Annotated in this window: 5 protein-coding genes; 3 read left to right on the top strand and 2 right to left on the bottom strand. The window is 69.8% G+C overall.

The window, feature by feature from the left end:
* Window positions 1–218: 218 nt before the first annotated feature.
* Both D1409_RS17870 and D1409_RS17865 read left to right on the top strand, forming a co-directional pair.
* The gene (locus D1409_RS17870; RefSeq protein WP_123538345.1) at window positions 219–1,115 is read left to right on the top strand and encodes a thiamine-phosphate synthase family protein; all 897 of its coding nucleotides are present in this window, start codon (window positions 219–221) and stop codon (window positions 1,113–1,115) included.
* Complete coding sequence (locus tag D1409_RS17865; protein ID WP_123538344.1) at window positions 1,116–1,781, top strand: class I SAM-dependent methyltransferase; 666 nt, start codon at window positions 1,116–1,118, stop codon at window positions 1,779–1,781.
* A gap of 1 nt (window position 1,782) precedes the next feature.
* Here the strand turns inward: D1409_RS17865 and D1409_RS17860 are convergent, their stop codons facing one another.
* Window positions 1,783–3,045 carry a glycosyltransferase family 87 protein gene (locus D1409_RS17860; RefSeq protein WP_123538343.1) on the bottom strand — a complete coding sequence of 421 codons (1,263 nt, stop codon included), beginning with the start codon at window positions 3,043–3,045 and terminating at the stop codon, window positions 1,783–1,785.
* Window positions 3,046–3,142: 97 nt separating this feature from the next.
* Here D1409_RS17860 and D1409_RS17855 point away from each other — a divergent pair, with 97 nt between their 5' ends.
* Window positions 3,143–4,867: a glycoside hydrolase 5 family protein gene (locus tag D1409_RS17855; protein ID WP_164471766.1), complete on the top strand. Its 1,725-nt coding sequence runs from the start codon at window positions 3,143–3,145 to the stop codon at window positions 4,865–4,867.
* A gap of 345 nt (window positions 4,868–5,212) precedes the next feature.
* Here D1409_RS17855 and D1409_RS17850 read toward each other — a convergent pair whose 3' ends face one another.
* On the bottom strand, window positions 5,213–5,977 hold the full coding sequence (locus D1409_RS17850; RefSeq protein ID WP_123538341.1) for a DUF7001 family protein: 765 nt from the start codon (window positions 5,975–5,977) through the stop codon (window positions 5,213–5,215).
* Between the last annotated feature and the right edge of the window lie 23 nt (window positions 5,978–6,000).

Here is a 6,000-nt window from a genome sequence, read left to right as displayed (position 1 = left end):
GGAGTTCGGAGGCGACCAATGACGACCGCCGTGCGTGTCGTCGGAATGTCGTCGAGAAACGACGTGGAGTTCGGAGGCGACCAATGACGACCGCCGTGCGTGTCGTCGGAATGTCGTCGAGAAACGATGTGGAATTTGGGGGCGACCAGTAGGACGATGACGGGGGGTAACGCGGCCCGGGCCGACCGCACGACGCCGCGGCCGCCGGGGGGACGGCGATGAAGTTCATCGAGGAACTCGTCGCCGAGGAGTTCCTGCCGACCTTTCGCTCGATGCTCGCCGAGGCGCTGCGCGAGCGGGGGCTGACACAGAGCGAGGTGGCGAACCTGCTCGGGATCAGTCAGAGCGCCGTCTCGAAGTACGTCCACGGCGAGGTCGAGCGCAACGACCGGCTCCTCTCGGACAGACGCCTGCGCGAACTGGTCGAGCGACTCGCGGAGGGGCTGGCCAGCGGCGAGATGAGCCCGGTCCAGGCGCTCGTGGAGACGGAGGTGTTCGTCCGCAAGCTGGAGCGGGGCGACGTGCTCTCCCAGCTCCACGAGGAGGCGATGCCGGAACTCGCGGAGTACGGCGACGACCGCTTCGCCATCCACGACCCCGAGAGCAACGTCCGTGCGGCCGAGCAGGTGCTCGCCTCGCTCCGTCGCGGAGTGCGGATCCTCGAGAACACGGACGGGTTCTCCGACCAGATCCCCGCCGTGGGATCCAACCTCGTCGAGTGTCTGCCCGACGCGGCGGGCATCGAGGACGTGGCCGCCGTCCCCGGTCGGATCCTCGACCTGGAGGGGACGACCACCGTGCCGGGGGACCCGGAGTTCGGCGTCAGCGAACACGTCGCGAGCGTCCTGCTGGCGGCCCGCGCCGGCGGGAGCGACGCTCGCGCGGCGCTGAACGTCCGCTACGACCCCGATATCGTCGAGACGCTGACCGACGCGGGGTACACCACCGCCGAGTTCGACGCCGAAGCGGACCTGGAATCGGCCATCGCCGACGCGCTGTCCGAAGCGCCCGACGCCGACGTGCTCTACCAGACAGGTGGGTTCGGCGTCGAACCGATCGTGTACGTGCTGGCGGCCGACGGGCCGACCGCCGCGCGAGCCGTCAGGGAGCTGTAGATGCCGAACGACGTCGGTGCCACGCAGGCCTTCTACGGCCGGTGGGCCCGGGCCTACGACTGGCTGGCGACCGCTCCCGGCGTGGAGTCCTGGCGCGAACAGGCCGCCGACGCGCTGGACCTCGAGGCCGGCGACACCGTCGTCGAGATGGGCTGTGGGACCGGTGCGAACTTCTCGAATCTCCGGGAGCGCGTCGGTGCCGAGGGTCGCATCGTCGGCGTCGACCTCACCCGCGGCATGTTGCGCCGGGCCGGCGAGCGTATCGACCGTGCCGGCTGGGAGAACGTCCACCTCGCCCGCGCCGACGCGCGCCGTCCACCCGTAGAGGGGCCCGTCGATGCCGTGCTCGCGACGTTCGTCGTCGGGATGTTCGCCGACCCGAGACCCGCCGTGGAGCGGTGGATCGACACGCTCGCGCCGGGCGGGCGGATCGCACTCCTGAACGCGGGGCGCTCCCGGCGGCGCGTCGCCGCGCCGTTCAACCTCGGCTTCCGGGCGTTCGTCCGACTGGCCGCGCCCGGTGACGGGCGGATCTCACCGACAGCGAGTCTGGAACAGCGGGTGACGACCGCGCGGGACGCCGTCTACTCGAACTGCCCCGAGCACGGCTTCGAGGAGTTCGGCCTCGGCTACCTGGGACTCGCCTGGGGCGAACGACCGGAGTGAGTCACGACTCGCCGTCCGAGAGGGACGCCCCGACCGGAGCGGGCAGGGGCAGCGACCCGGACTCGACGCGGTAGACGAGACAGCCGGCGAGCGTGAGCAGGCTCCCGTACAGCACAGGCGTCCCGAACCGGAAGACGGGCAACAGCAGGTCGAGGACGGTCCGTCTGGTCGCGGGCTCGAGCGGTGCCGACCGAAGCGCCTCGCGGAGGGTGTCGAACGCCAGCGAGAGGTTCGCGAGGAGCGCGCCGGCGACGAACAGCCGTCGGCCGCGGCCGGCGGGCAGGTCGTACAGGAGGACGACGAGCGAAAACGAGACGTAGGCGTAGTAGATCAGCAGCGACGAGACGGCGAGGAGCGTGGCGACGAGCGTCCCGTGGACGGCGACGTGTCGGTCGGTCACCGTCTCGAGACGCCAGTAGAGCGCGGCGAGGACGGGCGCGAGCAGCGCCGCCGCACCGATCGCGTACCATATCGGGTCGGCACTCGGGAAGAGGACCGAGAGCGGGCGCCGGAGCGTGACGAAACTCCGTCCGGGCGCGAGACCGCCGACGAACGCTGCTGCCTCACGGCGCGGGAGGAGCGCCTCGGTCACGTAGGTCCGCGTGGTGTCGACGCCGAAGGCGAGGAGTCCGACGCCGAACAGCGCGCCGGCGGTCCCGACCGCCGCGGCGATGGCCCGCCATGCTCGCTCGCGGAGGAGCCAGAGGCCGACGAGACCGGGAAACACCTTCACGAACGCTGGGAGGGCGAGCGCCGCCCCCGCTCGTAGCTGGCGGTCCCGCGCCAGCCAGACCAGGCCCGCTACGAGCGCGGCGACGAGGAGGTGATTCACCTGTCCGTAGGCGAGCGAGGGTGCGGAGTGCGAGGAGGCGAACAGGAACGCGAACAGGAGTGCTCGCTCGACGCGGCCCACGCGATGGCCCAGCGACTCGACGTATGCCGCGAGGAGTCGCGTCGCGACGGCCGTCGCCAGCATCGAGAGGGCCGTGATAGCGACGTACCCCGGAATCCAGCTCTCGGCGAGCGCAGACGGAAGGAAGGCGAGCACCGTCGCGGGCGGGTAAAGGTAGTGGAAGCCGCTGTCGGACGGGGTGACGGCGTAGAAGTCCCCGCCGGTGGCGGCGGCCTCCGCGGCGACGTGGTAGACGCGGTAGTTGAGGCCGAACGCCCCCGGCTGGGAGACCGCGTAGTGGGCGAGCGCGACGACGCCGAGGAGCGCCCCGGTGGCGAACACCGCCAGCGCGTCGCGCGACCTGGTATCCATGGTCGCCGGTGCGCCGGACGGGGCCTTTGGTGTGTCGGATCGGTGACAGAGACGGGGGTTTCGGTGTGCTTTTGTAACAATGCGCAGAGCAGTCGGTATGCAGAACCGAAGACAGGTTCTCAGGGGCGCTCTGGCGGTCGCGAGCGCGGGGCTCGCGGGGTGTCCCGGCGGTGACGGTGGCGGGGGGACGCCCTCCGAAGCGACGTTCACCGACCCCTGCGAGAGCGCCGGTGACCTCTCGGAGGAGTCGGACACGGATCGACTCGGGACGGACGACACGAACACCGAGCACTTCGTCCACCCGGACGGGAGCACGGACGAGGTGCGGTACGTCAGAACGACGACCGAGGACGCCGCTATCGTCTACGCGCTCGGCGGCGAACTCAGGGAGGCGACCGCCCAGTTCCACTGGCACGAGGGCGAGGGCGGCGCCCTCGAACTCGAGGAGTCGGCGGACGGCGGCGCTTCGTGGACGGCCGTCGACGCCAGCCGCGAGGAGTACGGCGAGGTCAGCGCCTCGTGGCACCACGCCGAGGTCGTCGGCTCCTTCTCCGAGGGCGTCGACCGCTGTCGGTTCGTCCTCACCGGGGGAAGCGAGGCCTGGAGCGGCCAGCTCGGCCACGTCGAGATCGCGTGGCTCGACGACGGCACGACCGCGACAGAGGGGCCGACACTGGAGCCGACCGCGACTGCGACGCCGGTTCCGACGATGACGCCCATCGACGGGTCCGCCGACGACGTCGTCTTCGACCACTTCGTCGAGACCGACGGGAGCGACTTCGTCGTCGACGGCGAGCCCGCCTACTTCAGCGGCGGCAACCACCCGCAGGTCTCCCGCCACGACGGCGGGGTCTCGGCCGACGAGTTGCTGTCGACGTGGTCCGATCTGGTGTCGGGACTGAACGTCATGCGCGTGCCCGCCTTCGGCGAGGGCGAGGACAACTACCTCCAGCCCGCGCCGGGCCTGTTCAACGAGGCGGCCTTCGAGTTGCTCGACCGCGTCGTCTACCAGTTCGGCAGGCACGGCGTCCGCCTGGTGATGCCCCTCGCCAACTACTGGGACTGGAACGGCGGGATCCCCCAGTACCTGGAGTGGATCGACGGCGCGGAGAAGGCCGACTTCTACACCGACGAGGAGTCCATCGAGTGGTTCCGCGGCTTCGTCGAGACACTCCTCGAACGCGAGAACACGGTGACCGGCGTGAAGTACAAGAACGACCCCACGATCATGCTGTGGGAACTCGCCAACGAACCCCGCGTCGGCGAGGCCGGCTACGACACCTACAAAGAGTGGGTCCGCTCCACGGCGGAGTTCATCAAGGACGTCGACGACAACCACCTCGTCTCCACGGGGATGGAAGGGTTCTACGACGGCGACGGCCCGGTCGGCGACGACCCGACTCGCTACGTCGAGACCCACCGGATCGACGCCATCGACGCCTGCTCGTACCACCTCTACCCCGACGCCTGGGGGCTCTCCGACGAGGAGGCCGTCGACTGGATCCGGGACCACACCAGAGACGCCCACGAGAAAGTCGGCAAGCCCGCCTACTGCGGCGAGTTCGGCGTCGAAGTCGACCGCACGGACGACGTCGACGACAGCGAGGAACTCGCCGTGCGAAACGAGACGTACGAGCGGTGGTACGAGGCGCTCGTCGAGAGCGGCACCGACGCGACGATGGTCTGGGACCTGCGGAACGAGTCGGAGTACGAGTGGACCAGCCCGTGGAACCTCCACGCCATCTACCCGCGCGACGAGGGCACCGTCGCGGTGCTCGACGAGTACACCCAGCGGATCCGCGGCCTGGAAGACGAGGGGTGAGGGGCGGAGGTTCGAGTGTTCGCGATTCGGGCACTCGAACACCCGCCGTGGCGCGCGCTGTCGCGGCCTCCGTGCCGCGACGAAGCCGCGCGAGGGATGACTGAGCGAGCGGAGCGAGCGACGGAATCGGTTGGGGAGGAGTGTGGCCGTCTGCGGTGCTGTACAGGGCGGTCACGGTTCTGTCCTGGCGGATCGAAAGGGCGAGGCGCGCTCGCGTTCAGTTCAGTCGTCTGAGCGGCCCCTACCCGAGCGTGCCGAGGGCTTTCAGCGCTTGCTGTCAGTTGAAGCCGGTCCACACGCTACCGAGCGAACAAGAGCCTCCGAACTCGTCAACAAAACACCCACTCAAACCCGGTACAGTTCGGCGTGTTCGGGACAGAACTCGGGATCACGGAGTTGCGCCCGGATCACACCGGGCTGTCGATGCGGGTTCGCGAGCCGACACCCCTCCTCGTCGCAGAAGTCCTCGCCGGTCGCCAGATAGTGGTAGGTCTGCAGGACGTAGCCCTTCAGCGCGTCCGTGGTCCGCGGGTCGTCGTCGACGAGGAACTCGCCTTCGACCTCGTTTTCCAGCACTTCGCGGGGCGGCGCACCGCCCGAGAGGAGCGCGTGCTTCTGCTGTTCCCTGTAGTACTGTTCGGGTTTGGCAGGGGCCTCGTAGAGGCCGGGCACCGACACCAGACCGGGCTGGCCGAGGACGTTCACCCGTTTGTGCCAGCGGCCGTCGTGGTCGCCCCAGGTGCCGATCACCCGGTCGAGCAGGGGGACGTGCAGGTGGTCCAGCCCGCGCTCGTCGTCGGGGAGCAGTCCTCGCAGGATCTCCTGGACCTGAAGGCCGTCGTAGATGACGCCGCCGGCGCGCTCGGGGTGCTCCAGCGCGCGTTCCTCGTAGCGGACGATGCCGACCATCGTGTTCCCCGTCTCGCGCTCGTACGGCGAGAGCACCCGGGCCTCGGCGAAGGATTCGGCCAGATCCTCGTCGCCGAACTCGGAGAGGAATCGGTCGCGCACCGTCACCGCGGCGTCGACGCGCTCGCGAAGCCAGTCCGCGACCGCGTCGGCGTCGGCCTCGGTCGTCGGCGCGCGATACAGCGTGACTGCCTCGACCATACGATCCGGTTGTACCACCGAGT

It is taken from the genome of Halosimplex salinum (genome assembly GCF_003730195.1).
GTDB lineage: Archaea > Halobacteriota > Halobacteria > Halobacteriales > Haloarculaceae > Halosimplex > Halosimplex salinum.
Note: the sequence above shows the minus strand (reverse complement) of the source record. Positions and strands in the feature narration are given on the sequence as shown.

Excerpts from the sequence above, each read along its gene's own strand:
- D1409_RS17865 (WP_123538344.1), top strand. The coding sequence starts at position 1,116 with ATGCCGAACGACGTCGGTGCCACGCAGGCCTTCTACGGCCGGTGGGCC.
- D1409_RS17855 (WP_164471766.1), top strand. The coding sequence starts at position 3,143 with ATGCAGAACCGAAGACAGGTTCTCAGGGGCGCTCTGGCGGTCGCGAGC.
- D1409_RS17860 (WP_123538343.1), bottom strand. The coding sequence starts at position 3,045 with ATGGATACCAGGTCGCGCGACGCGCTGGCGGTGTTCGCCACCGGGGCG.
- D1409_RS17850 (WP_123538341.1), bottom strand. The coding sequence starts at position 5,977 with ATGGTCGAGGCAGTCACGCTGTATCGCGCGCCGACGACCGAGGCCGAC.
- D1409_RS17870 (WP_123538345.1), top strand. The coding sequence starts at position 219 with ATGAAGTTCATCGAGGAACTCGTCGCCGAGGAGTTCCTGCCGACCTTT.